Genomic DNA, 23534 nt, shown 5'->3' on the forward strand with positions numbered 1-23534 from the left:
TTCTCCTTTATTCTTTCCGCGCAATGGGATTTTCTCGACCCAAAACGTTATCAATTGCTGTTAATGCTCCATCAGCAGCGGCTAAAATGTCCTGTTCTGCTCCACCTAAATATAAGCGTCCAAAACTGCCAACTGCGTTAATTTCTAAAATGTTAATTGCGGCGGCTTTTTCCGCTTCGTTTGCTGCTAATGCTGCATAAGCTGCGGGTTCAACTTCTAATACATAAAGGGTTTGTCCTGCTAATAGTAATTGTCCCCGTCGAGTGCGGTTAATTAATTGGGTTTGGTGCGCGTCTATGTTGCGGATAATTTGACTGGAAACTACTCGCGGTTTAATACATTCTTCGCGTCGTACTCCTAAAGTGTCTAAAATTGCTCTTCCCGCTGCTTTGGTTTCCCCTTGTTTGCTAGAATGAATTTCTAAAAGTCCATAAAGCCGTTCTACTACTTGTACTCCCGGACGTACTGAAGCGGATTTTAAGGCAACATCAGTAATACGATTAATTTCAATTCCGGGTGAAATTTCAATCCAGAGTGATGCGTCTCCTGGTAATGGTAAAAATCCCAGCGCTACTGTTCCAATGTAAGCGGCGTGCTGAGGTTGCAATCGATCTAAATATACGTAACTGCGTAGTTCTATACCCAAAGTTTTCTTTTTACCCCCAAATAATCAACAGATTTATGGCTTTACCAACCAGGAAAAAACTTAACCAGATCTAAGTTTGCCAGAAAATCTAATTGATTAATCGGATTTGGGGAAATTTTCAAGCAGGAATAAAAAGGTACGTTGTTGCGCTTCAGCGCTGAAGCGCAACAACGTACTTAGAAATTTGTTTAAATAAAATAGGGAGAGGAAAAAGAGCGATCGCAAGTAAACCATTACCTATGTCAACATTAAAAGGTAAAGTAGCTGTAGTCACGGGAGCTAGTCGCGGTGGGGGTCGTGGTATTGCTTTAGCACTCGGAGCAGCAGGCGCAACAGTTTATGTTACCGGACGCAGTACCAAAAACCAAGCCACAACTGATAATTTACCTGGAACAATTGACGAAACAGCAGAGTCCGTAACTCTTCGCGGTGGTGTGGGTATTCCTGTGCGCTGTGACCATACAATAGATGCGGAAGTAGAGGCTTTATTTACTAAAGTTAAAACCGAACAAGGACACCTCGATTTATTAGTTAATAATGCTTGGGGTGGCTATGAAAATTATTATGGTACTAACTTCGAGGATGGTGTTGCTTTTGATGCGCCTTTTTGGGAACATTCTTTGCAACGTTGGCAAACGATGTTTAATGCAGGTGTGCGATCGCATTTACTAACCACTCGCTTTGCCATCCCATTAATGTTACCACAAAATCAAGGTTTAATTGTTTGTACTACTGCTTGGGATCGAGATAAATATTTGGGTAATTTGTATTACGATTTAGCCAAAAATGCTGTCAATCGTATGGCGTTTGGAATGGCGCGAGAATTGCAGAAATACAACATTGCTGCTGTCGCACTTGCACCCGGTTTTATGCGGACTGAAAGAGTGATGGCAGCTTATAATTTACAACCTTTTGATTTGAGTAATTCCGAATCTCCTGAATATATTGGACGTGCGATCGTTGCTTTAGCATCTGACCCCGATATAATGTCAAAATCAGGTCAAGTTTTAGCTGTGGGAAATTTAGCATGGGATTACGGTTTCGCTGATATTGATGGTAATCAACCACCAGCTTTTAAAATTGAATAGCTTTAATTGAGATCTTGCACTTGTGGTTTGCGCCCGCCTGCCTTATCAATTCGCAGGCTAATAGCTCAAGTCCATTAAAATGGACTGAAAGCCTTTTTATTTAGTCCTATGATAGAGGACTTTAGCTATGAGCCTGGAAATTGATTTCCAGGCGGATGTCGGAACTAATGTAAGATTTCAGTTTAATAAAGCATTTACAAGTTAGCGAAAAACTTCTCGTTTGCTCGTTTCACTTTTGTTACCCAATCTTGATTTAATTGCAAAATTTCCGAATAGGGAATAGCAGTTTCCGATATCATTTGAAACAACGAAGGTGGAAAGCGTTGAGGAAATAATTTATGTAGACTTTTGGCAACACTCTCTCGTAATAAAAACTGGATAAATAACCCTTTCGATGTGGGGAAAGCATTGTCGCTAAGTTCGACTAAGGCGTAAGCATCAGCTTGACGACGCACTGTAAATTGTTGTACTGCTTGTGCTAAATTATCAGAGCATTCATCTAAAATTTTGTCAAAAATTGCTACATCTTCAAGTGCAGCATTACAACCTTGTCCCATAGAAGGTGAAACGGCGTGTGCAGCATCTCCAATTAATAATACACTATCGCCTTGATGATAGCGATTACAGCGAATTGTTAATACTGATGATACTGGTCTAGCTAGGAAAGCTTCTGCTTCTGTTTCTGTCATTAGTTGACCAATTTCGGAAAAGTTTTGGCGGAAAAATTGTAATACTTCTTCAGGGGTAGAAAGACTAGTGAATTGATTTTTTTGACGCGGAAAATAGACAACTCCACTCATTGTTCCATCTAGTTGATGCAGCATGAGCATGGTTGTTCCGTCTTCCCTTCTCCAAGTGTGAATGTAACCTGGTTTTAGTTGAGTTTCTAATTCGTTACTACGGGAAATATAAACAGATTTGTAATCGTTGGGAATGTATTTCTGTTGGAGTTCAAAAAGTTCTGTGTTCAGGAAATGATTTCTGATGACTGAACGCGCTCCATCAGCAGCAATTAATAGGTCATAATTAACTGTGAAATCTTCTGATTCTTCTGGATTTGTCTGTTCTGCTGTTTTGTGAAAGCTGACTGTTTTATTGGTAAAGTCTACCAGGGTACATTGGCAGTTAAAGTGAATGTTAACTTGGTGATTATCAGCTTTTTCGGTTAACTTTTCTAAGATGGCAATGACTAAGTTGGTGCGATCGAGCGTAGTCAAAGTTTTCTCTCTAGTTGTAACTCGCGTTTTCCCGTTTTTTTGATGAGAAATTGCTCCTTTCATTTCTACACTAATCGCTTTCACAGCTTCCACTAATCCCGGAATCCTTTGTAAAGCTGCCATGCCTCTGGTGCTGAGGGAAATGGGAAAAGTTCTGGTTTTAGAAAAGGAAATTAATCTGGGATCGCTACGCCGTTCATAGATGTCTATTTGGTATTTATCGCCTCGAACTAGTAGATAATGTGCCATCAACAGTCCGCTTGGTCCTGCACCGACGATCGCAACTTTCTTAACCATTTTCCCTACCCTAAAAAATCATCTATTCTACTTTAACTTAATCAGTTCCCTTGACAAACAAAATATCACCTCTGTAACCAAACAAGCTCGATTACAGAGGTGATATTTATTACTTATTCAGCTAATGATTCACCAAACAGAAACAACCTATTACTTGGTTTCAGTAGTATTTGTTTCTGTGTTGGTTGTATCTTCGTTGCCAGCTAAATTCACTTTGAATACACGGTTTTTCGCTTCTTCTACCTTTGGCAAAGTCAGGGTGAGAATACCGTTGTTGAAATTAGCTTCAACCTTGTCATTTTGCACAGCTACAGGCAAACCAACTACTCTTTCAAATTTGCCATAGCGGAATTCAGAACGGAAGAAACCTTTGTTTTCGGTTTTGTTTTCGTAGCGATGTTCACCACGAATCACAACTGCATCGCGCAAAACGCTGATGTCCAAATCTTTAGCTTCTACTCCGGGAATTTCAGCTTTTAATGTTAAGTTATCGCCGTTATCTTGTAATTCAACTGCTGGCTTCCAAATGGTGTTTTCTGTAGGAGTAGATCCAGCCAAATCGTCAAACATTTTATCTAATTGACGGCGGAGAGTTTCTACTTCACTGAAAGGACTCCATCTAATAATAGCCATAACTGCGTCTCCTTGTTTCCTTAGCTGTTGCTTGTTTGTTTAGCGTTTTGATTTACATTTTTATGATGTCTCAGCTAAGAATAATTGTTTATGGTGAGAACCGTAAAATAATAGTCGAAGTCTCCACATTTTTCCCAAGTTACTATGTTGAGAAACCAATGGTGTAAGAACCCTACCTAATTTAGTTGGGTCTTCCTCACTAGCTAAATTATTCAAAAAACAGATAATAGTTACTAGGTCTGTAACGGTTTCGACAATTTGCCGAAAGCAGTTCGACTCTGCTCAGAACCCTTTTTTTTATCTACGCTCTGACCGGAAATACGCCGGAAAATTCAGGCAAATGTTTGCTAGCACACAGATAGAAAAGGCTTGGTAAAGGTAGACTTATCCTAAGCCACTTCAACAAGAAAACTATATATAAGTTGAGTGAATCATGCTGACCCTTTTAATGATTTTCGGACCAATGACTTTAGCGATCGCCTACGTAGTATGGAGCGAACAACAAATGAGTGGTAAAGTATAAAACTTACCAAACAATTACTCAGCATTAATGGGAAATTTCCACATAAAAAACCTTGAGTAATAGCATTTGAGTGCGATCGCTTAGACAGCACACAAGACAAAATTAAGTGTATCCTTTGTCCTCGAACATTTCCTCACAGCAAACTTGGGTAACACCTTTTAAACCCAAGCTTTCTAAGTGAGAGATCCATCGATCGGCACTATCATTGATTTGCAAAATTCCCAAAATTTCTGCAACATCTGCTACCTCTGGAATTGTGGAAATTTTAAACCCTTGCCAATCCGCATCTAAACACAACCAATGGGGAAGCTTTTGTTGATCGAAGTTTTTGGAACTTTTCCATTGGGCTCGAAAGCAGTACATTTTACCTTTTAGCATGGCACACCTATCTTTTAAAGTTGCAACCGAGAATAAGTGTTTGACAAATTAAATATTGCAACCTATCCGAATAAATTCCGTAACTAACATCACCAAAGGGAGCAGGGGAAAGAAGAAGGGGTTAGGTGTTAGGGGATAGGTGTTAGGGAAGAAGACAATTTCCTTAACCCCTATCCCCCAACCCCTAACACCCAACCAGGGGAGAGATAAATTCAACATCCAAAACTCAAAACCTACTCCCTAACTCCAAGGTTGAGCAACTGCTGCCAAAATGTTTAAAGGGCCAGTTTCTATAAGTAATTGTTTTTGTTCTTGATTTCTAACTAATAAAGCGCCTGCAAAACCTAAAGAATTAACGGAAATGCCTTGAAAAAATTCTTGCCTTCGCGGTACGATCATCATCCATTCTCTAGTTGCTAATAAATTGTAAGCACCGTTCGGGCGATCGCCAATTTCTTCCACATCATTTAACAAACCCACCGCTTTCTGTAAATTAAAATAGCATTTTAAAGTTATTTCCGCCGCTGCATCGGGAGAATTTATCCAACTGGGATCAAATTTAGCTATAGCATGAACAAAGGGTAAATTAGGGATTTTTCCGATGCCATCCTCGAATTTAGCAGTTTTTAGTAGAGGTGCGATCGGAATCTCCTCTCCATCATCAACCAAAGGCAAAGGAACTAACTGCAAATGCTTATGTCGTTGACTAGCTCCCGCTATTGCCCCAGAATTATAAAAAGCCAAACCGTCAATTTCTGCCAAAGCTAACCACATAGCCTGAAAATCTGTAAAATCTAACCAGCTTTCCTGTTCAGCAAAAGCGCGAGTAACTATTAGTAAATGATGCTCTACCACATTAAACTTATTCAGCAAACATACATGAGTATCGGAAATATCCGCCACAAATAAATCCTTCTCATAAGGTAAGAAAGGATTAAAGTCTTTATCAGTTTTTGCAGAAGATTTAGCCGCATCTTTCCGTACCAAATTAGCTAAAATTCGCACCAAAAAGCGAACTCCCCCCTGTTCCACAAACTCATAATGAGTAGGAATACTTTGCAATGCACCGCACTTGAGAGCATATTCAGTCTGTTCAACCAAGCGTCTCCACAAAAAACTAGACTCCTGCATTGGTTTTGCTTCCATCATCGTTAACAATTTTACTTCGGTATATTCCTGTATTATAAATTACCTTAATTGACAAAACTTATCTTTATCCCTTCACCTAATCTTCATAAATCTGCTTTAGAATAGTAGAGTTTTTTGAATAAATAGTAAAGTTGCACCCCGAAGAAAGCAGTCAATTACACGGATGGCCTAACGCCAAACCTGGGAGACTGTGCTAAAACTACGTATATACACTGAAGCAAGCTGACTCTAGATTATGTGCAACAGGTAACAATTCAGTAAAATCAGGGAAAAAAAAATCCGAAACAAAACGGTTGTGTTTTGAATCTCTTATAGTGTGCGCGGAACTTACTCTGCCGAAATTTTAGTAGAGGTTCCCAGTTTTTAACGAATAACTATGCTTAAACAAGCAGAGGAATTTATGAACAGGTTTTTCACATCTACTACAGTAGGACTACTAGCCTTGGGGACAGTATTCGGTTCTGGCGAAGTAGCACAAGCGGTTTCTTTTGGCCCGTCTTCTGAGGAAAAGTCCTTACAAGAACTTTTGGACGCTATTACAGTAGGTGGTCCCAAAATTGATACTGTAAACGCTCAAACAGGTTTCGATCTGTTTACGAACACTGCCAGTAGCGGTTCTGTTGCCACTTTCATGTTTGAAGTAGCTGGCAATGCTTCTATCAACAAGTTTGGTATTTACAATCAAAGCGGTGTCAAAGCCCAATTATTTGGTGGAAGCAATGATGTTTCAGATGGTGCAAATGTAACCTTTTTAGGCAATGGCGATGTAACTATTTCTACTATTGGTTTTCCGCCTGGAAATGCGCCATCTCCTAGCATTACAACATATACGGGTTTTGGTAATGTTTTTGGGTTTTATATAGAAACTGAACAAGAAACTTTTTACACTCAAAATAGTCGCAATCCAAATGCTTCTCAACAAGCAGTAATTTACCAAGGAAACAATCAAACTCAACTGCAAATTCCAGGTAGACAACCTGGAGTGTTCACAGATAATGAATTCATCATTGCTTTTGAAGATTTACTGCGAAGTATTCCAGGTAAGTCTGATAGCGATTTTCAAGATTTGGTAGTTCTTGTTGAGTCAATCAAACCCGTTTCTACTGCTATTCCCGAACCTGGTACAGCTACCAGTTTGTTAGCATTTGGCTTGGGTAGTGCGTGGATGCTCAAAGGACAAAGGAAAAAGTTGGAAAGTTAAGAATGGGGACTGGGGGTTAGGGGTTAGGGGTTGGGAAAGTTTTGTTTTTTTAAGTTTTGAGCGATCTTCTTGTCCCCTTGTCGCCTTGTCCCCTTGTCGCCTTGTCTTAAAAATCTACTCCTCGCTTGAGTTCTACGCCTCTATCTGCATAATGTTTGTGACAAATCATTTCGGAGTGAACGCTGGCAAGATCGAAATAGGCGGGGGGATTTAGGCAGCGACCTGTGATAATAATTTCTGTATCACGGGGTTTTCTAAGTAATGCTTGAACTATGGGTTCTTGGGGTAATAATTCCAAGTCAACAGTGGGATTAAGTTCGTCGAGAATGACAGTTTTGTAGAGTCCAGATGCGATCGCACTTCGCGCAATTTCCCACCCTCTTTCTGCTTCTACATAATCTATTTCCCGTTGTTGTCCGCGCCAGACGATCGCATCTCCACCACAACGATGATGATCTACCAACGAAGGATAACTTTGTTGTAAAGCCGCGATCGCAGCATCTTCAGTATAACCGCTGCCACCTTTAAGCCACTGCATAATTAATACACGGTGAGATTTATCTTGACTAATTCCTCTACCGATAGCTTGTAAAGCTTTACCTAATGCACTGGTAGATTTTCCTTTACCCGCACCTGTATAAATTTCAATTCCCTCAATCCCTTTTTCCTGAGACATTGGGTGATCGTGAGGTTTCATTTCCGAATGTAAATCAGCAATATCTAGTAATGCTTGGGGTGCCGCTCTCCCAGTGGCGATGATTTCCACTTCCTGTGGTTTATTCTTTAATGTATGGATTACTTCATCTACTGTGAGTAAACCTAAATCTAGCACTGGATTCAGTTCATCCAAAACAATGACAGAATATAAACCAGATGCGATCGCGCCTTTAGCCACATCCCATCCCCTTTGCGCCTCCATTCTGTCAAAGCGCGTAATCTCCTCTTTAACAAAATATTCCGCTCTTCCTGTCCGAACTTGGTCAATCAAATGGGGAAAACCTTGCTGTAAAGCCGCAATAGCTCCGTCTTCATCATACTGTCGTCCCGGCCCTTTGAGAAACCGCAGCAGCAACACCCGATTTTGTGCGCCTGAGTTAATTCCTAAACCAATTGAACGCAGAACTACCCCTAAAGCTGCTCTAGACTTGCCTTTTCCCGCACCGTCGTAAACGTGGATTTGACCTGTAATTCGTTCCGCACGCATCTGCGCTGTACGAATACCTATTCCTACTCTCGTCATTTTGGTTGATTCTCGTCGCTGTTGTCGCAGATATTTAATATATCGTTAATAGTCGTGAGTCATCGGCTGTCCGATCGACAATTATTATTTTCAGTATCATCATAATGGTAGAAGATTTATGGTTAGTGTTGCCTTTACGAGCAGTTGTGTTTCAAACCTTACTACTGCTCACCTCAATTGCTATAGAGAGTGTGGTTTTACAAAGACTACTAAATATTAGCCGCAAAACCGCCACAGAATATTCGGCAACCTTGAATCTGTTATCAACATTTGTCGGCTGGTTATGCTTTTTCGTCATTGAAGCAATTACGCGCAGATTTTTAGAAACACAATTAATTCGTTATATATTTTTCGATCGCTTTGTTTCTCCTAATATCTTATCTGACTTGCAAAATCTTCTTTACTTCTTCGCTATTAGGAGTTTTATTATATTACTTGATTTAACTGTAGAACTCATTGGCTTAGATTTTTTATTAAACTTCTTTGCCGAACCAACTGAAGAAATTAAACACTTAATAAGTAGCCCCGAAGCCAAACTAACCGAAACCAAAAAGAATCGTTACCAAAAATACCGAGAAATCAAGTTAAACAAAATTAAATTTAAAGCTATATTTTGGGCTAACTTTAGCAGCAGTATATTAATAACCTCCTTGAAATTGATGATAAAATGAATAAATTAATCCCAAACCTATTAGCTCTAGTTAATCTAATAAAAATCCCTCGAACTTTTAGTTGGGAAACAGTAATTCGCCTTAGTATTCTTTTCTGGATCGTGGCATTTTTGTTGGGCGGGTTAACTGGCAACTTAAGATTACATAATATCTTTTCATTTTTGGGATGTCTAGTAATACTTTGTGGCTATGCTTGGTTCACAGTTGAAAACCCTTTGATTGTTCAAGGATTTTCTCTTAGTACTTGGATTTTAGTAGAAGTAATTTGTTTATTTATGGCGAGTTTGCAGCCAAAATTAGCGAGGCTAATTTGGATGATTTGGCCTGCATTATCAGCAACTTTTGCAGCTTGGCCTGAATTTATTGCAGCAGAATGGAAACTAATAAAATTAAAAAATGAGCAAGGTTTTAAACTATTAATTTGGCTTTTGATTCACTTGGTTATTAGTTGTTGGATAAATTTTAGTTTAATCATTCAAGATTGGGTATTACAATATCCGAGTCTTTTAGCTGATGATTTAAGCCAAAGTGATTTTGTTGTAAAATTTCAACCTTTTTCTCGTCCTACTACTGGAGGGGAGAGAGTTTTAAATGCAATGGAACAACAACTAAAAACCAAATTAGATGGTAAACTTTGGGTGGTAGCAGAAAACTGGTTAAAGGATACAAATCAACTAAAAAAACTGCTCCCCCAAACCAAGCAAAGAATTTCTGGAGTCAAAGAAAAGGACTTGTGGAAATTTCGCACCAAAGTTGCTGCTCAAAAAACAGGATATAATTTGTCGATGATAGCAGAATGGCTTGGGCCAAGTTCCAATCCTCATGGTTATTTGCTAACCAAGGTTTGTCAAGTTAACCCAGTGACTCGACAACCTACCCCAGTTAACAATAACTTGAGGCGAGTCAGGAGAAAGAATAATGCTCAGGTAGCAACGATACCACAGGTAAGAATTATCGCCAAACCTGTAAAAATTGCTCATGTACAATGTCAATCTGTGAGTAAAGAAATTATTGAAAAAAATCAGCAAAAAAAATCCCCAAAATTATGAACATCGACGATAATCAACCAACCAAATTTGATAGTATGCTGGGCAGAATTGTGGTAATAGCTTCTCATGTATTCCGGGAAGTAATTCGCGATCGCGTACTCTATTTAGTTGGCTTATTTGCCATTTTATTAGTCGGAAGCGCCGGATTTTTACCCCAAGTTGCTGCGGGCACACAAGACAAAATTCTCTTAGATATTGGTTTAGCAGCTATGGGAATTATTGGGTTAATTGTAGCCATTTTTATTGGCACTGGTTTAGTAAATAAAGAAATTGAAAAGCGCACAGTTTTAGTATTAATAGCTAAACCCGTTAGTCCAGCAGAATTTATTGTCGGAAAACATATTGGTTTATCAGCAATATTAGCTGTGTTGTTGATTGCCATGTCAGCTATTTATTTACTAGTGCTGTTGTTTAATCAAGTCAGCTTTTCATTCTTAAGCATTCTGAGTGCAGTTTTTTTCCTGTGGTTAGAATTAAGTTTAATTACTGCTGTAGCCATTCTTCTGGGAGTATTTACTAGTTCTTTAATAGCTACTTTATTGACTTTTGCAGTTTATTTAATGGGACATCTCAGCCCAGATATCGTTAAATTAGGCAGATTAGCGAAAAACCCAACCCTGGAAATAGTGACCCAAGGAATATATTTAATATTACCTGATTTGTCCCGGTTAGATTTAAAAAATCAAGCAGTTTATGGGTTAAATTTACTACCTGATAACCAAACTTTATTCCTCAACTTTATTTATGGAATAGTTTATATTGTATTGCTGTTAGCGATCGCCACCATAATCTTCTCCCGACGACAATTTTAATAGACCAGCTTATAGCATCAATTATCATCATCGGAGCTAAACAGCTTATGGCATTTGAGATTGTAGAATTCAGTGTTTTAAAAGCCTTTAAAGTGCGAATTTCCGAAGTTTTTGGACTGGCAGATCATTACTATCTAGCTGAAGATACTAATTTGGAAAATTCAGTTGGTTGGAGACCAACTGGTTTAGAATTACGCGGAAATGTGAGAGTAACAGCACAAGAAGTTGAGCGCATAGAAAATTTTATTGCTGTTGCCAAATACAGTATCGCCATCAATAATTGCGAGCATTTTGCTAACTATGTTCTTCATGGAATCAATCTTTCCTCTCAACAAAATACTTGGTGGAAGTGTTTAGGCGCAGAAATTGTTAGTCGCTTGCAACCTGTGCAAAGTGTTGGTAGCAATTATCATACTTTTATGGGTCAGCAAATTGCCAATGTTTTGAATGAAAATCTCAGACAAGCAAAAATAGAACAAGCAAACCGAGAACGCATTGAATTTTGGAAATCTAGGGGAGTTGATACTAAATAACGAAAAATTAGCGACCGCTCTTTTTTAGACGATCGCTTTTCCCATACCCTAATCCTTTTTCACCGCCTGATAAGTTTTAAATCCCCCACTAAGATTACGTGCATCAAAACCATTTAACCGCAAAGCACGAGTAGCATAATAAGCACGTTGTCCCACCTGACAGTATACCCAAATAGTTTGATTTGGCGGAATTTCACTCATGCGATCGCGCAACACCGACAAAGGAATATTTTTTGCCCCCTCCACATGACCCGCCTCAAACTCTCCCACCTCACGCACATCTAACAACACCCCATCCAACTCATTTAACTGTTGCCAATGTACCAAAGGTGCATCACCTCTGAGCGCATTTGCCGCAATCATTCCTGCCATATTTACCGGGTCTTTCGCCGCCATCATCACTCATAATTTTTTCACCTCAATATTTGGCAAAATAATCCCCCATAATTGAATTCGTTATATCTTTCTTCACTTATTTTTTAGTATTCAGACTAATGTCAGAAGGTAGAACAGGGAACAGGGAATAGGGAAAGGCAGAAGGAAAGAAGGGAAAAGAGGAAAGGACGAAATATTTATTATCTCTCCTGCCCCCCTGCCCCTCTGCCCCCCTCTGCTCCCTCTGCCCCTCTGCCCCTCTGCTCCCTCTGCCCCCCTGCTCCGAGAGCCCCTTGAGTCCCAAAATTTGATACCCTAGCTTAAATAACATCTTGGGAACAAGTACGAGCGTGGACATTCAAATTGGGCGAGGTAAAGCTGCTCGCCGAGCATACGGTATTGATGAAATCGCACTAGTGCCAGGGCCTAGAACTTTAGACCCCAGTTTGGCAGACACTCGCTGGCACATAGGCGGTATTGAGCGAGAAATTCCCATCATAGCCAGTGCGATGGATGGTGTAGTCGATGTACGCATGGCAGTAGAATTATCACAATTGGGAGCCTTGGGAGTTCTTAACCTAGAAGGAGTCCAAACGCGCTATGAAAATCCAGAACCAATTTTAGATCGAATTGCATCAGTGGGTAAAGAAGAGTTTGTCCCCCTGATGCAGGAACTTTATGCAACACCTATTAAACCAGAGCTAATTGAGCGACGCATCCAAGAAATTAAACAACAAGGTGGTATTGCCGCAGTTAGCGCCACCCCCGCCGGAGCCAGCAAATTTGGTTCAACAGTTGCTAAAGCGGGAGCCGACTTATTTTTTGTTCAAGCTACTGTAGTTTCAACTGCTCACCTATCCCCAGAGTCAGTAACGCCACTAAACTTAGAGCAGTTCTGCAAAGAAATGCCCATTCCAGTAATTTTGGGTAACTGCGTCACTTACGAAGTTGCCCAAAATTTAATGAAAGCTGGCGCAGCTGCAATATTAGTAGGAATTGGCCCCGGTGCTGCCTGTACTTCTAGGGGTGTTTTGGGTGTTGGTATACCCCAAGCCACTGCTGTAGCTGACTGTGCTGCCGCTAGAGATGATTATTATCGAGAAACTGGCAATTATGTGGCAGTGATTGCTGATGGTGGTTTAATAACAGGCGGTGATATTTGTAAGTGTATTGCTTGCGGCGCAGATGGCGTAATGATTGGTTCTCCTTTCGCTAGAGCCAAAGAAGCGCCGGGACGTGGTTATCACTGGGGTATGGCAACTCCTAGCCCAGTTTTACCTCGTGGCACTCGGATTCGCGTCGGCTCTACAGGTACATTAAAACAAATTCTTCGCGGACCCGCTGTACTTGATGATGGTACTCACAACCTATTAGGAGCCTTACAGACCAGTATGGGTACTTTAGGAGCCAAAAACATCAAAGAAATGCAGCAAGTCGAGGTGGTAATTGCTCCCTCTCTGTTAACTGAGGGTAAGGTATATCAAAAAGCTCAACAACTGGGTATGGGTAAGTAGTTTGACAAAGGAAAAATTAAAGTGAGGAAATTTTTCTGTATGCCCTGCTAACCTACCCTAAAACTGATTCTGTAGCCTACAATAGAGAAAGCGGAGACGCATGTTTCCGTTCACTCCTCACACCACACTCCGCCCGGACTAATGTTCGGGCGGTTCCTTATTTAGGGTAGTAATTTTTTCCTATCTCTGTTTTGATTTTAAGAGCCACTCAGAGTTGATCTACCTGTGGATAAGATAACAATAGCTTTTCGGTGTGGTAGAATGCCGAAAGAAATAAAGACAATATTAGGTAAGGAATTGAGGGCATGGCAGCAGCCGCACAAGTTACAGACTCTACTTTTGACGAAGAAGTAGTTGAGAGTGATGTTCCTGTTTTAGTTGACTTTTGGGCTCCTTGGTGTGGGCCTTGCCGTATGGTCGCACCCGTGGTAGATGAAATCGCCGAGCAGTTCGCAGGTCAAGTAAAAGTAGTAAAGGTCAATACTGATGAGAATCCCAATGTTGCTAGCAAATATGGGATTCGTAGCATTCCGACGCTAATGATCTTCAAAGGCGGTGCGAAAGTTGATATGGTGGTGGGTGCAGTTCCGAAGACTACTTTAGCCCAGACTTTGGAAAAGCATCTCTAAACCTCTAGTAACGCTACGCGGAATTTAAAATTCTCTTACTTCAAATTTGTGAGAGTCCAGAGAATAAGCTGTTCAAAAATTTTGAATGGTTTACATATTTCTGCTGTGTTGGACTAATTAGGTCTGAGAAGCTCCCATTAAGCTAAATAGTTGACTTAGGAGACTGGGAAAGCCGCTTTGTTTCCCGCAAGTTTAATTTAGCGTCTTCGATCGCTAGGATTTAAGACGCTTTTAGCATTTGATTGGAAATAATACTGTAATAACCCGATCTGGGGTAAAGTTGTGGAGATTTCCTGTAACCAAAAGCTACATTCGGGACAGGAAACTCGCTACAATATAATACCCGGTGCGATTCGTTCCTGCCAAAATGGAAGGTCAATGACCGAAAGTGTAAGCAGGGTAATGGTTCTCAGTCAATCGTAACGACTCAAACAAATCATTAACAACTTAGTAACCGTAGTGGTGAAATTCCACTCCCACTAGATGCAAGTGGTGAGAGCATATCCCATCCTGGGGAGACTGAGCATCAAACTAGGAAAGCTGGGAAAGTAAGGCGGTATATCGGAACCTGACCCAATAAACTCCGTCACGCACAGTTAGTCATGGTTAGTAAACGAACTTCTTACAGAACCATCGTCAATATTGACAAGCCTAAGCAGGTTATCGGCTTGCCCAAAAGGAAAGGGAAACCCTGCCCAGAAGGGACGGGCATTGGGCATTAAGTTCTACAGCTTAATGCTAGAGAGCATAACAGATTCGGGTATCTGTTAAGTTTGCATCCAAATAGCCCCGGTGGAGAAGAAGAACCTAAAACTAACGACAAACGGTAACTAGGAACGAAGTAACTCAATGCGTTCTCTTAGGTCGGTCGATACCATAAGCAGTCACTCAGGCGCAAGGCACATTGAGTGGGATTGCCTAAGAAGCAAAGGCTCCTGGTAATGCAGGAGATAAGCTGACATAGGCACGTTGAATCGGATGGTAAGGCAGTAAGTAGCAATAAATATGTCTAAAGCCGAACTAAGTTTCAGGTTGGAATTGACTTTCTAGGATTCAACATTCGCCAATACAAAGTGGGAAAAACTCACTATGGAAAAACAGGCGGAAGAAAAAGTCAAATACTAGACTTCAAAACCAACATCAAACCAAGCAAAGAGGCGTTGAAAAAACACACGACAAAAACGGGTAAAATCATCCACGAACACAAGAATCAATCACAGGCATCGCTTATCAAGCACATCAATCCTGTAATCAAAGGGTGGAGCAACTATTACTCGTGTGTGGTCAGCAAGGAAACTTTCTCCAAAGCCGACAAAATCATTTACCAACAACTCAGAGCTTGGGCGGTAAGAAGAAAAGGAAGGAAAGGCATTACTAAAGTAATGAAAAAGTACTTTCACACCGTCAACGGGAGAAATTGGGTCTTCTCAACAAGAGAAGAAAACCCATTAAGACTATTAAGACACGCCCAAACTCCAATAGTTCGGCACATCAAGGTAGTCGGAGATAAAAGCCCGTATGACGGGGACATCATATACTGGGCGCGACCTGAAAAGGTCATCTGTTTTGTGGAACCTTCCCACTGAGGGATTCACAGCCCTCACCCTCATGTAAAAGACTCAACGAGTCCGGTCACGGTCAAGTAGGCAACGAAAAAACCGGAGTGCAGACCACAAACGTAGCCGAAGCTAGCAGCCTAAGCTGGTTAGGAGCAAGAGGGAGTTCTCTAACGGTGAACAAAAGTGAACTATCATTAAAACTGCGTTATTGATGGAGTGACCAAATAAGGCTGATAGGCATTTGTGGGGAGCTTTGATGTTCCAGTATCGTCAAAGCCTGTGAATAACAAAACCCACCGCAGAATAGATAGCACCTAACAGAGAACGAGACAACAGATGAAACAACAGGGTAAACCCTGCAAGGTCTAGGGGAGGTCGATAACCCTAGTAGGTCAAAGGCAACAATGACGGAACCCCTTGAAGGGCAGAGGATGGATGAAAAAGCGAATGCTGATTTGTAATGAATCAGATAGGGGTTCAAAATTTGCCCCTGACCGAAAGGAATAGCAGACTTCATCTGGGTCTTATACGAAAGACAAAGTGAATATGAAATCGAATCTGATGACAAGTTAGATACCGCCATGTTTATGACAGTAAACGGACAAAGGAAACAGCTAGAAGATTGGTGCCAAATTAACTGGCGACAAATAAGAAAAGCTGTGAGAAATCTACGTCAAAGAATCTTTCGTGCCAAACAACTTGGGTTATTTCGCAAGTTACGGAGCTTGCAAAAGTTAATGCTCAGAAGCTACGCAAATCTACTGCTAGCAATAAGACAAATCACTCAAACCAATGACGGTAAAAAGACGGCAGGGATTGATAAGGAGGTTATAAACACCCCAGCACAAAGAGTGAAATTTGTACGTGAGTGGAAGAAAGTAAAACCTAGTCCCACAAGACGGGTAATGATTCCCAAACCAAACGGTAAAAAACGTCCTCTTGGTATCCCTACCATTAAGGATAGAGTCATGCAAACAGTAGTTAAAAACGCACTCTTACCCGAATGGGAAGCCGTGTTTGAAGACAATTCCTATGGCTTTAGACCCGGCAGAAGTTGTCAAGATGCCATAGAACAATCCTTCATCAGGCTCCAAAAAGGCAGAGACAACTGGGTTCTAGAAGCTGATATCAAAGGCTTCTTTGACAACATTGCCCATGAATCCATTCTCAACAGTATTAGCAATTTTCCACAAAGAGAGCTAATAAGAGAATGGTTAAAAGCTGGATTCATGTTCCAAGGAAAACTGAACCCGACTGAACTTGGCACACCACAAGGAGGGGTAATATCGCCTCTCCTAGCCAACATAGGATTGCATGGGTTAGAAACATACATAAAATCCACCAATTCAAAACTTGGTGTGGTGAGATATGCTGATGACTTTATAGTTACAGCTAGGGACAAAGGAAGTCTCGAAAAAGTACAAATCCAGATACAGCAATGGATGAAATCAAGAGGCTTAGAACTCAGTTCCCAGAAGACGGTAATTACGTCAATGTCAGATGGTTTCGATTTTCTCGGTTTTAACCTAAGACATTATAGCGGTAAACTGCTAACCAAACCATCCAAAAAGAAAGTACTAGCTTTCTGTAAAAGGATTGGCAAGGAACGACATTGCCACGACCACAAAACAGCTTGTGATAAACAAGTGGTTGGCAACAAAGAATTAGAAAGATATATAGAACAAAACCCTTTCTAATCGCCTAAGCCCTAGAAATGGGTAATGCGGTATGTGGTGACAAACACCGGAACAACAAGGAGCCGTGTGCGGTGAAAGTCGCTTGCACGGTTTTGAATGGGAGGGTAGGATGGCGACATTCTACTCGACCCCTAACCCAGAGCGGAATAAATTATGACTATTACACCCTCGTTCAATGCAAATGAGTCTTTGCCAGGAGAGTTGGCAGAGTTAATCAAGCGGCTACCTACGCATAAGTATAAGAAATGGATTGAGCAATCACTGGCTACCTTATTACGGATGGGTAGTGGTGAGATCGATCGCCTGGACTGGAAGATCTTAAGTGCTTCGTTATCAGATCTGGAGCGAGGCTTTAAAACCTTTTATCCCTACCGACATATTCGCAAAGTCACCTTTTTTGGTTCGGCTCGTTTGCCATCAGATACTCCAGAATACCAAATGGCTGTAGACTTTGGTCGTCGCGTCACCGAGTTAGGATTCATGCTGATGACTGGTGGCGGCGGCGGCATTATGCAGGCGGGAAATGAAGGTGCAGGCAAAGACAAGTCTTTTGGTTTAAATATTCAGCTGCCTTTTGAACAGTCAGCTAATCAGTTTATCGATGGAGATTCCAAGTTAATTCACTTTAAGTATTTTTTCACGCGCAAGCTGTTTTTATTACGAGAAAGTGATGCGATCGGGGTTTTTCCTGGTGGTTTTGGGACTCAAGACGAAGTTTTCGAGTGTCTTACCCTATGCCAAACTGGTAGATATGGCCCGGTTCCTTTAATTTTGATCGATCGTCCTGGTGGTGATTATTGGACAGACTGGGATGCCTACGTAGAAAAGCATTTAGTCAAACGGGGATTAGTCAATCCTGAAGATCGCAGCGTCTACACGATTACAGACGATTTAGATGTAGCTTGTGAAGCGATTACCAGCTTTTATCGAGTTTATCACTCTAGTCGTTATGTGGGAGAACAATTTGTCATTCGCCTCAAGTCCGAACTAAAAGACTCAGATGTTGAATGGTTAAATGAGAATTTCTCAGACATTCTGGTGAAAGGACGAATTGAAAAAACCCCAGCTTTCCCACAAGAGACAGGTGACGAAACCTTTGATTTACCTCGTCTAGCAATGTATTTTAATCAACGCGACTTGGGAAGACTTTATCAGATGATTGCGGCTATTAATCGCATGAATCCTACTTCTCCAGAATCGGAACATCCCGAACTTAAGTAAGTAAAAAGAAGGAAGGGAAATGTCGCTATCCATCCCCATCTCTCTATAGGGTGGGGATGGATAGTCAATAATTGCTTTCGACTTGGGGACGGAAACAGAACTAACTTTGTACGACGGTAAAGATTTTACCGAGCTAGCAGTCTATACGGCGGGGTAGTTCATGTAGTATTTAAATTTTCATGACAAAAACATTAAATTTTTTGGGGCAAATCTTCAATAATTTACACGATATGATAAAATTCCGGCTTAAGTTGAAAATTTGGCAATAAAGAGAATGGGGTAACGCTAGCAGGGTAGTGTTTCAGGGAAAATACGTAACTTATCCAAAACTTCATCCTGATATTCCGCAATCTTCACCAAGACAAGTGATGAAGATGTTTGCGACAGTATTAATAACAAGCTCATAAGCCACACTAAAAATTTAGAGTGTCCGCAAAGCTATTACCACTTGATTTCTTTGGTTCTAACTCATTATGTCTAACAAACAAGCTAAAATTAAATTTCCTGTCTGGCGTTATCTCAACCAGCCTTTGTTTAGTTCTAAAACTAAGTTAGTATTAAATCCTCAGAAGTTTTGGTACTTATACAGAATTGAATTATTAGAACGCTGCTTGGCTAAAAAGTGCCAATCAGAAGGTCGTCATTATAATTAAAAATTATTTGGGCTTCTTAGAGCAGTTAGGAGTTCCAGGGGGTCCCGGAACCGTTGGAACTCCTGGAGCAAGAAACCTCCTTAACTCAGAATTCTCTTCCTAACTCAAAACTCTCCCCCTGCCTTCTGCCTAATTGCTCAGTACCAAGTTATCTCGGTGAACTACGGTTTCTGCGCCTGGGTAGCCTAAGATTGCGGTAATTTCTACTGATTGACGACCTTGAATTTTTTTTAGTTCACTACTACTGTAATTAACAATTCCTCTGGCAATTTCTCGACCTGTGGTATCGCACAGTTGCACTGCATCAGAGTTGTGAAATTCACCTTCTACTTGGGTAATTCCGGCAGCTAATAGAGATTTTCCGGCTTTGGCGATCGCATTTACTGCCCCTTGATCCAGATAAATTTTACCACAAGGAACTAAACCGTAAGCAATCCAGCGTTTCCGAGCATTACCAGGTTGGGGTTGAGGTTCAAAATGCGTACCTATTGGTTCTCCGGCGAGAATTTTCTCAATGTTTCCAGGGTTTTTGCCTTCTGTAATCACTGTACGAACCCCAGAAGCAGTAGCGATGCGGGCGGCAGCAATTTTAGTCATCATACCACCAGTCCCCCACTGAGAACCGCGATCGCCTGTTTGCACTTCTAATTCTGCTAATTGATCGATGTGCGTCACTAAAGTAATAGGTTGAGCATCGGGGTGACTGCGAGGATCTGCCGAGTAAAGTCTATCTACATCTGTGAGTAAAAATAGCCAATCTGCCTCTAATAAACTGGCGACTCTGGCGGAGAGTGTGTCATTATCGCCGAATTTTAACTCTTCAATGGCGACGGTATCATTTTCATTGACAATCGGGATGACTCCCAACTTTAATAAAGCTGCAAAAGTGTTGTGAGCATTGATATAGCGACTGCGTTGGACTAAATCGCTACGAGTAAGTAATACTTGTGCGATCGGTTGTTGTAGGGAAGTAAACAAATCATCATAGACTCGCATTAATCTACCTTGTCCCACAGCGGCTACTGCTTGTTTTACCGCTATATTCCGGGGACGTTCATTTAGTCCGAGACGGGCACAACCTACACCCACAGCCCCAGATGTTACTAAAATTACATTGTTTCCCGCAGCACGGAGACGGCTAAGAACTTCAACTAACCCAGCAATTGTGGAGAGAGCTAAGTTACCAGTAGAGGGATTGGTTAAGCTAGAAGTACCAATTTTGACAACTATAGTTTGATTCATAAAATCAATTGATTTTAGATTTTAGATTTTAGATCTTATCCAATAGTTGCATTGACAGACATAACTTCATCTTCTGATCTTCTTTGTGCATCTCCCCTGCTCTTGAGCTCAAGAGCAGGGGAGCTCAAGAGCTCTTGAGCCTATCTGATATGGCGTTTTTTAGCGGGGATAGTTGCGCCGAGAATTTGAGATAGCCAGACTTCGAGAGTGTGAATTGGGTAAGATTGGATTGCTTCTCCGGTAGGGATGATCGGTTCGACTAAAATGGTGAACATTCCCAGACGATTACCTGCTAGGACATCGGTAAATAAGCGATCGCCAACCATTGCTACTTGTTCTATGGGCAAATTCATTTCATTAACTGCCCTTCGTAGTTTGCGACGGGAAGGTTTGCTAGCACCAAAAATGTAGGGCAGATTTAAAGCTTGAGCAATTCTACCAATTCTCGATTCACTCAAGTTATTACTCACCAGCCACAATTGAGCTACTTGACGAATTTCTTCGACCCAGTGTAGTAGTTCATCAGAAGCTTGAGAAACTTTTACAGGTACTAAAGTTTCATCAACATCTAACACCAAACCTTTAAGCTGATAATACTCTAGAATTTCTGGTGTTAACCGGAGAATTGTGCCTTCTAAAATTAAATCTGGCTGTAAGAGTGCGCCCCAAGACATAAGAATTTATTTGGTAATTGGTAATCATTATAAGGGTGATATTCGAGTTTTTAGTGATGAGTTTTGCTTCATAAAAACTGATGCTAACAAAACTCATCACTGTTATACTCTGACTGCCAAATTAACAACTAATTTGGTGGAGCATTTGTCCCTTGGTTCTGTTGTACTCGTTGTCTGCGGATCTCTGCCACAGCTGTTTCATGTTCTGCTAGGGTGCGACTGAAGACATGAGTACCATCGTAACGAGCCACAAAAAACAGATAATCGGTTTTTTCTGGTGTCAGGGTAGCTTGTAAACTAGCTTTTCCTGGGCTGGCGATCGGGGTTGGCGGTAAACCGCGATTCAGATAAGTGTTATAAGGAGAGGGAGTTTTGACTTGCTTAAAAGTCAGGGGTTGATCCGCTGTTTGTTGGATATTTAATCCATATTCAACCGTCGGATCGGCTTCCAGCCTCATGCCTTTTTGCAAGCGTTGGGTAAACACACCTGCAATGAGGGGGCGTTCTGCCGGAATCACCGCCTCTTTTTCTACGATACTGGCAAGAGTCACCCATTGGAGAAGGTTCATCTTAGTTTGTTGGGGATTTTGTTGGTAAATTGGCAGAGCCACTTCCTCAAATCGTTTGAGCATGATATTGATTATTTTTTGGGCACTGATACCTCCGCTGGCTATTTTGTAGGTATCGGGGTACAAAAAGCCTTCTAGATGAGGTAGACCAGTGGGTAGCCAAGGAAATTGATCGCGAGGAATTTGCTTGGTAGCAGCGAGAAATTCTTGAGCGGTAAAAAAGCCTTGGGATTCAAAGTAAGCAGCCATTTGCTTGAGATTTCGACCTTCCGGGATCGTAAAGCTAAGTTGTACCACACTACCTTTACTAATTTGCTCAGCAATTTCTACTAAAGACTGAGTGGGTGAAAGGTGGTAAGTCCCCGCTTTAAATACAGCTTTATTTTGTGTATTTAACCAGCGTGCCCAAAGATCCCAAGCATTACTAGAACGAATCAACCCGGCTGATTCTAAGTAACTACCAATTTGCTTGCTAGTGGAACCAGGGGGAATACGAATTTGTACTGTTTTGTCAACATTTAATGCTTCGTCAGGAGATGACTTAGCTACAGGTGGTGCTGTTGCCCAACTCCACCAAGACCAACCTTGCCAAGCACTTAGCACTATTACGGCGGGAAATAGTGCCAGATAGAAGAAAGATTTAGAGAGGCGTTGCACAATGCTCATCTGCAAATAGCATTAATGGGGAAAAACAACATTGGTGATTAGTATTTAGCCATTTATTAACCCATGACTGGGGCAAGCCCCAGTGGAGGATACGAACCAAATGATAAATGACTTATTGACTAATCACCTATAGTCTCATTCCATTTGGTTAAACAATTGCTCTTCGAGTAGAGGTTGGACTCGCTGATATTCTTCCTCACCGAGTAACTCTGCTTTTCCATCTTCGTTAAAACGACCGAAGAAAATTAAGGGAGATAAAGGAGTGTAGATGCTGTATTCCTTTTCTTCATGGAAAAAGCTGGCTAGTGGTTGCAGTGCTTCTGGTTCTAAGGAGTTACCGTCTTCGTCTTGGATTTCTAACTCCAGTAGTTCTTCTTCGTCAACGGGGGGCAGTTCGCCTTCTACAGTCAAGACGAAGGGAGTACGTTTGAGTTTGAGGTTTTTTTCTGCCAAGACAGCTTGCGCGACTGGGTAAATTTTCTCGATAGTTCCTTCATCTTGAACTACTGATAGTTCCTCAGCTTCTGGATCGCCGATAAAAATATCTATTGAGGCATCAACTGGCAGGAGAACGAGATATTCATCGTCTTCTAGCTCAATATATTCCTCTACGTAGCAGAGAAGTTCGCGTCCTTCTTGATCGATCAAGCTGACGATATCTTCTTCTTCTTGAGAATATAAATTGTCACTGTTGTCAGACATGGTTAGGCTCCAAAGGAGGGGAGTGTTATTGTCGTTTACGACGTTCGTCCAACCATTGTTGCAGAATTATTGCTGCGGCTTTGCGATCGATTAAATTTTTATTTCTTGAGGGGGATCTGTTTTCGGCTTTGAGCAGTTCTTCGGCTTGAAAGGAGGTTAATCGCTCGTCTACATATTCCAAGGGTAAGTTTAAGGCTTTAGCATAACTACGGGCGAGTTTTTGCACTTGTTTGGCTTGGTAGCCCAAGGTGCCATCCATTGAGTAAGGTAATCCGACGACTAAGATTTCTACTTCTCGTTCTGCGACTAGTTGTTGAAATTTTGCCAGGTCGTCGGCAAAGGATTTGCGCTCAATGGTGGTTAATCCGGTGGCGATTAAACCTGTGCGATCGCACCCCGCTACCCCGATCCTCTTCCTACCAATATCCAGCCCCAGTGCAGAGATTTGGGACTTGGGGGCAGGGGGGCAGGGGGGCAGGGGGGCAGGGGAGAGGTTTTGGTTTTCGGTCATAGTTTTAAATCAAGGCAGAAGGGAAGTTTTGAGTTTTGAGTTAGGGAGAGTTGGGTAAGTTTTGAGTTTTAAGTTTTGAGTTTTG

General features: G+C 41.3%; 24 protein-coding genes. 12 read left to right on the forward strand and 12 right to left on the reverse strand.

Going from position 1 to position 23534, the window contains the following annotated elements; translation table 11 throughout:
* Positions 1–7: 7 nt before the first annotated feature.
* Positions 8–646, reverse strand: coding sequence for a beta-carboxysome protein CcmP (gene ccmP, locus ACE1CI_RS10855; RefSeq protein ID WP_413261076.1), 639 nt, complete (start codon positions 644–646; stop codon positions 8–10).
* Between the two features lie 239 nt (positions 647–885).
* Between ccmP and ACE1CI_RS10860 the strand changes: the two genes are divergently transcribed.
* Complete coding sequence (locus ACE1CI_RS10860; protein ID WP_413261077.1) at positions 886–1734, forward strand: SDR family NAD(P)-dependent oxidoreductase; 849 nt, start codon at positions 886–888, stop codon at positions 1732–1734.
* A 194-nt stretch (positions 1735–1928) separates the two neighbouring features.
* On the opposite strand, the gene ACE1CI_RS10865 is transcribed toward ACE1CI_RS10860, so the two are convergent.
* The 4 genes from ACE1CI_RS10865 to ACE1CI_RS10880 all read right to left on the reverse strand — a co-directional run bounded on the left by ACE1CI_RS10865 (position 1929) and on the right by ACE1CI_RS10880 (position 5931).
* Positions 1929–3248, reverse strand: coding sequence for an FAD-dependent monooxygenase (locus tag ACE1CI_RS10865; RefSeq protein WP_496615396.1), 1320 nt, complete (start codon positions 3246–3248; stop codon positions 1929–1931).
* Positions 3249–3398: 150 nt separating this feature from the next.
* Complete coding sequence (locus ACE1CI_RS10870) at positions 3399–3881, reverse strand: Hsp20/alpha crystallin family protein (RefSeq protein WP_413261079.1); 483 nt, start codon at positions 3879–3881, stop codon at positions 3399–3401.
* A 625-nt stretch (positions 3882–4506) separates the two neighbouring features.
* Positions 4507–4782, reverse strand: a complete 276-nt coding sequence (locus tag ACE1CI_RS10875) for a hypothetical protein (protein WP_496615397.1) — start codon at positions 4780–4782, stop codon at positions 4507–4509.
* A 240-nt stretch (positions 4783–5022) separates the two neighbouring features.
* Positions 5023–5931: an ATP adenylyltransferase family protein gene (locus ACE1CI_RS10880; RefSeq protein WP_413261081.1), complete on the reverse strand. Its 909-nt coding sequence runs from the start codon at positions 5929–5931 to the stop codon at positions 5023–5025.
* A gap of 376 nt (positions 5932–6307) precedes the next feature.
* Here ACE1CI_RS10880 and ACE1CI_RS10885 point away from each other — a divergent pair, with 376 nt between their 5' ends.
* Positions 6308–7132 carry a DUF4114 domain-containing protein gene (locus ACE1CI_RS10885; RefSeq protein ID WP_413261082.1) on the forward strand — a complete coding sequence of 275 codons (825 nt, stop codon included), beginning with the start codon at positions 6308–6310 and terminating at the stop codon, positions 7130–7132.
* 106 nt (positions 7133–7238) lie between these two features.
* On the opposite strand, the gene ACE1CI_RS10890 is transcribed toward ACE1CI_RS10885, so the two are convergent.
* Positions 7239–8372 (reverse strand): cob(I)yrinic acid a,c-diamide adenosyltransferase, encoded by a 1134-nt coding sequence (locus ACE1CI_RS10890; RefSeq protein WP_413261083.1) that lies wholly within the window; start codon positions 8370–8372, stop codon positions 7239–7241.
* Between the two features lie 104 nt (positions 8373–8476).
* Between ACE1CI_RS10890 and fraC the strand changes: the two genes are divergently transcribed.
* From fraC to ACE1CI_RS10910, 4 genes are read left to right on the forward strand one after another with little or no spacing between them, the layout of a single operon-like run.
* Positions 8477–9043, forward strand: a complete 567-nt coding sequence (gene fraC, locus ACE1CI_RS10895; protein WP_413261084.1) for a filament integrity protein FraC — start codon at positions 8477–8479, stop codon at positions 9041–9043.
* Positions 9040–10092, forward strand: a complete 1053-nt coding sequence (locus tag ACE1CI_RS10900) for a DUF5357 family protein (protein WP_496615398.1) — start codon at positions 9040–9042, stop codon at positions 10090–10092. The genes fraC and ACE1CI_RS10900 overlap by 4 nt, the downstream gene beginning before the upstream one ends.
* A complete protein-coding gene (locus ACE1CI_RS10905; RefSeq protein ID WP_413261086.1) occupies positions 10089–10904 on the forward strand; it encodes an ABC transporter permease in 816 nt (271 codons plus the stop codon). Before ACE1CI_RS10900 ends, ACE1CI_RS10905 begins: the two co-directional genes overlap by 4 nt.
* Positions 10905–10951: 47 nt before the next feature.
* Positions 10952–11437: a C40 family peptidase gene (locus ACE1CI_RS10910; RefSeq protein WP_413261087.1), complete on the forward strand. Its 486-nt coding sequence runs from the start codon at positions 10952–10954 to the stop codon at positions 11435–11437.
* A 48-nt stretch (positions 11438–11485) separates the two neighbouring features.
* Here the strand turns inward: ACE1CI_RS10910 and ACE1CI_RS10915 are convergent, their stop codons facing one another.
* Complete coding sequence (locus ACE1CI_RS10915; protein WP_413261088.1) at positions 11486–11836, reverse strand: rhodanese-like domain-containing protein; 351 nt, start codon at positions 11834–11836, stop codon at positions 11486–11488.
* Between the two features lie 326 nt (positions 11837–12162).
* Between ACE1CI_RS10915 and ACE1CI_RS10920 the strand changes: the two genes are divergently transcribed.
* The 6 genes from ACE1CI_RS10920 (at position 12163) to ACE1CI_RS10945 (ending at position 19085) form a co-directional block, all read left to right on the forward strand.
* Positions 12163–13326 carry a GuaB3 family IMP dehydrogenase-related protein gene (locus tag ACE1CI_RS10920; RefSeq protein WP_413261089.1) on the forward strand — a complete coding sequence of 388 codons (1164 nt, stop codon included), beginning with the start codon at positions 12163–12165 and terminating at the stop codon, positions 13324–13326.
* Between the two features lie 305 nt (positions 13327–13631).
* The gene (trxA, locus tag ACE1CI_RS10925; RefSeq protein WP_413261090.1) at positions 13632–13955 is read left to right on the forward strand and encodes a thioredoxin; all 324 of its coding nucleotides are present in this window, start codon (positions 13632–13634) and stop codon (positions 13953–13955) included.
* A 1073-nt stretch (positions 13956–15028) separates the two neighbouring features.
* Positions 15029–15541 carry a group II intron maturase-specific domain-containing protein gene (locus ACE1CI_RS10930; RefSeq protein WP_413261091.1) on the forward strand — a complete coding sequence of 171 codons (513 nt, stop codon included), beginning with the start codon at positions 15029–15031 and terminating at the stop codon, positions 15539–15541.
* Between the two features lie 554 nt (positions 15542–16095).
* Positions 16096–17211 (forward strand): group II intron reverse transcriptase/maturase, encoded by a 1116-nt coding sequence (gene ltrA / locus ACE1CI_RS10935; protein ID WP_413261092.1) that lies wholly within the window; start codon positions 16096–16098, stop codon positions 17209–17211.
* Positions 17212–17364: 153 nt separating this feature from the next.
* Complete coding sequence (locus tag ACE1CI_RS10940; RefSeq protein WP_413261093.1) at positions 17365–18432, forward strand: LOG family protein; 1068 nt, start codon at positions 17365–17367, stop codon at positions 18430–18432.
* Between the two features lie 473 nt (positions 18433–18905).
* Complete coding sequence (locus ACE1CI_RS10945) at positions 18906–19085, forward strand: hypothetical protein (RefSeq protein ID WP_413261094.1); 180 nt, start codon at positions 18906–18908, stop codon at positions 19083–19085.
* A 129-nt stretch (positions 19086–19214) separates the two neighbouring features.
* Here ACE1CI_RS10945 and proB read toward each other — a convergent pair whose 3' ends face one another.
* The 5 genes from proB to ruvX form a co-directional block, all read right to left on the reverse strand.
* Positions 19215–20327, reverse strand: a complete 1113-nt coding sequence (proB, locus tag ACE1CI_RS10950; protein ID WP_413261095.1) for a glutamate 5-kinase — start codon at positions 20325–20327, stop codon at positions 19215–19217.
* 140 nt (positions 20328–20467) lie between these two features.
* A complete protein-coding gene (locus ACE1CI_RS10955; RefSeq protein ID WP_413261096.1) occupies positions 20468–21001 on the reverse strand; it encodes a YqeG family HAD IIIA-type phosphatase in 534 nt (177 codons plus the stop codon).
* 128 nt (positions 21002–21129) lie between these two features.
* Positions 21130–22236 (reverse strand): endolytic transglycosylase MltG, encoded by a 1107-nt coding sequence (mltG, locus tag ACE1CI_RS10960; protein ID WP_413261097.1) that lies wholly within the window; start codon positions 22234–22236, stop codon positions 21130–21132.
* A gap of 135 nt (positions 22237–22371) precedes the next feature.
* Entirely contained in the window at positions 22372–22938 is a 567-nt protein-coding gene (locus ACE1CI_RS10965; RefSeq protein WP_413261098.1) for a DUF3727 domain-containing protein, read from the reverse strand.
* Between the two features lie 25 nt (positions 22939–22963).
* Positions 22964–23449, reverse strand: coding sequence for a Holliday junction resolvase RuvX (gene ruvX / locus ACE1CI_RS10970; RefSeq protein WP_496615399.1), 486 nt, complete (start codon positions 23447–23449; stop codon positions 22964–22966).
* Positions 23450–23534: the final 85 nt, after the last annotated feature.

The sequence above is a fragment of the Floridaenema flaviceps BLCC-F50 genome (assembly GCF_041929275.2).
Lineage (GTDB): Bacteria > Cyanobacteriota > Cyanobacteriia > Cyanobacteriales > Aerosakkonemataceae > Floridanema > Floridanema flaviceps.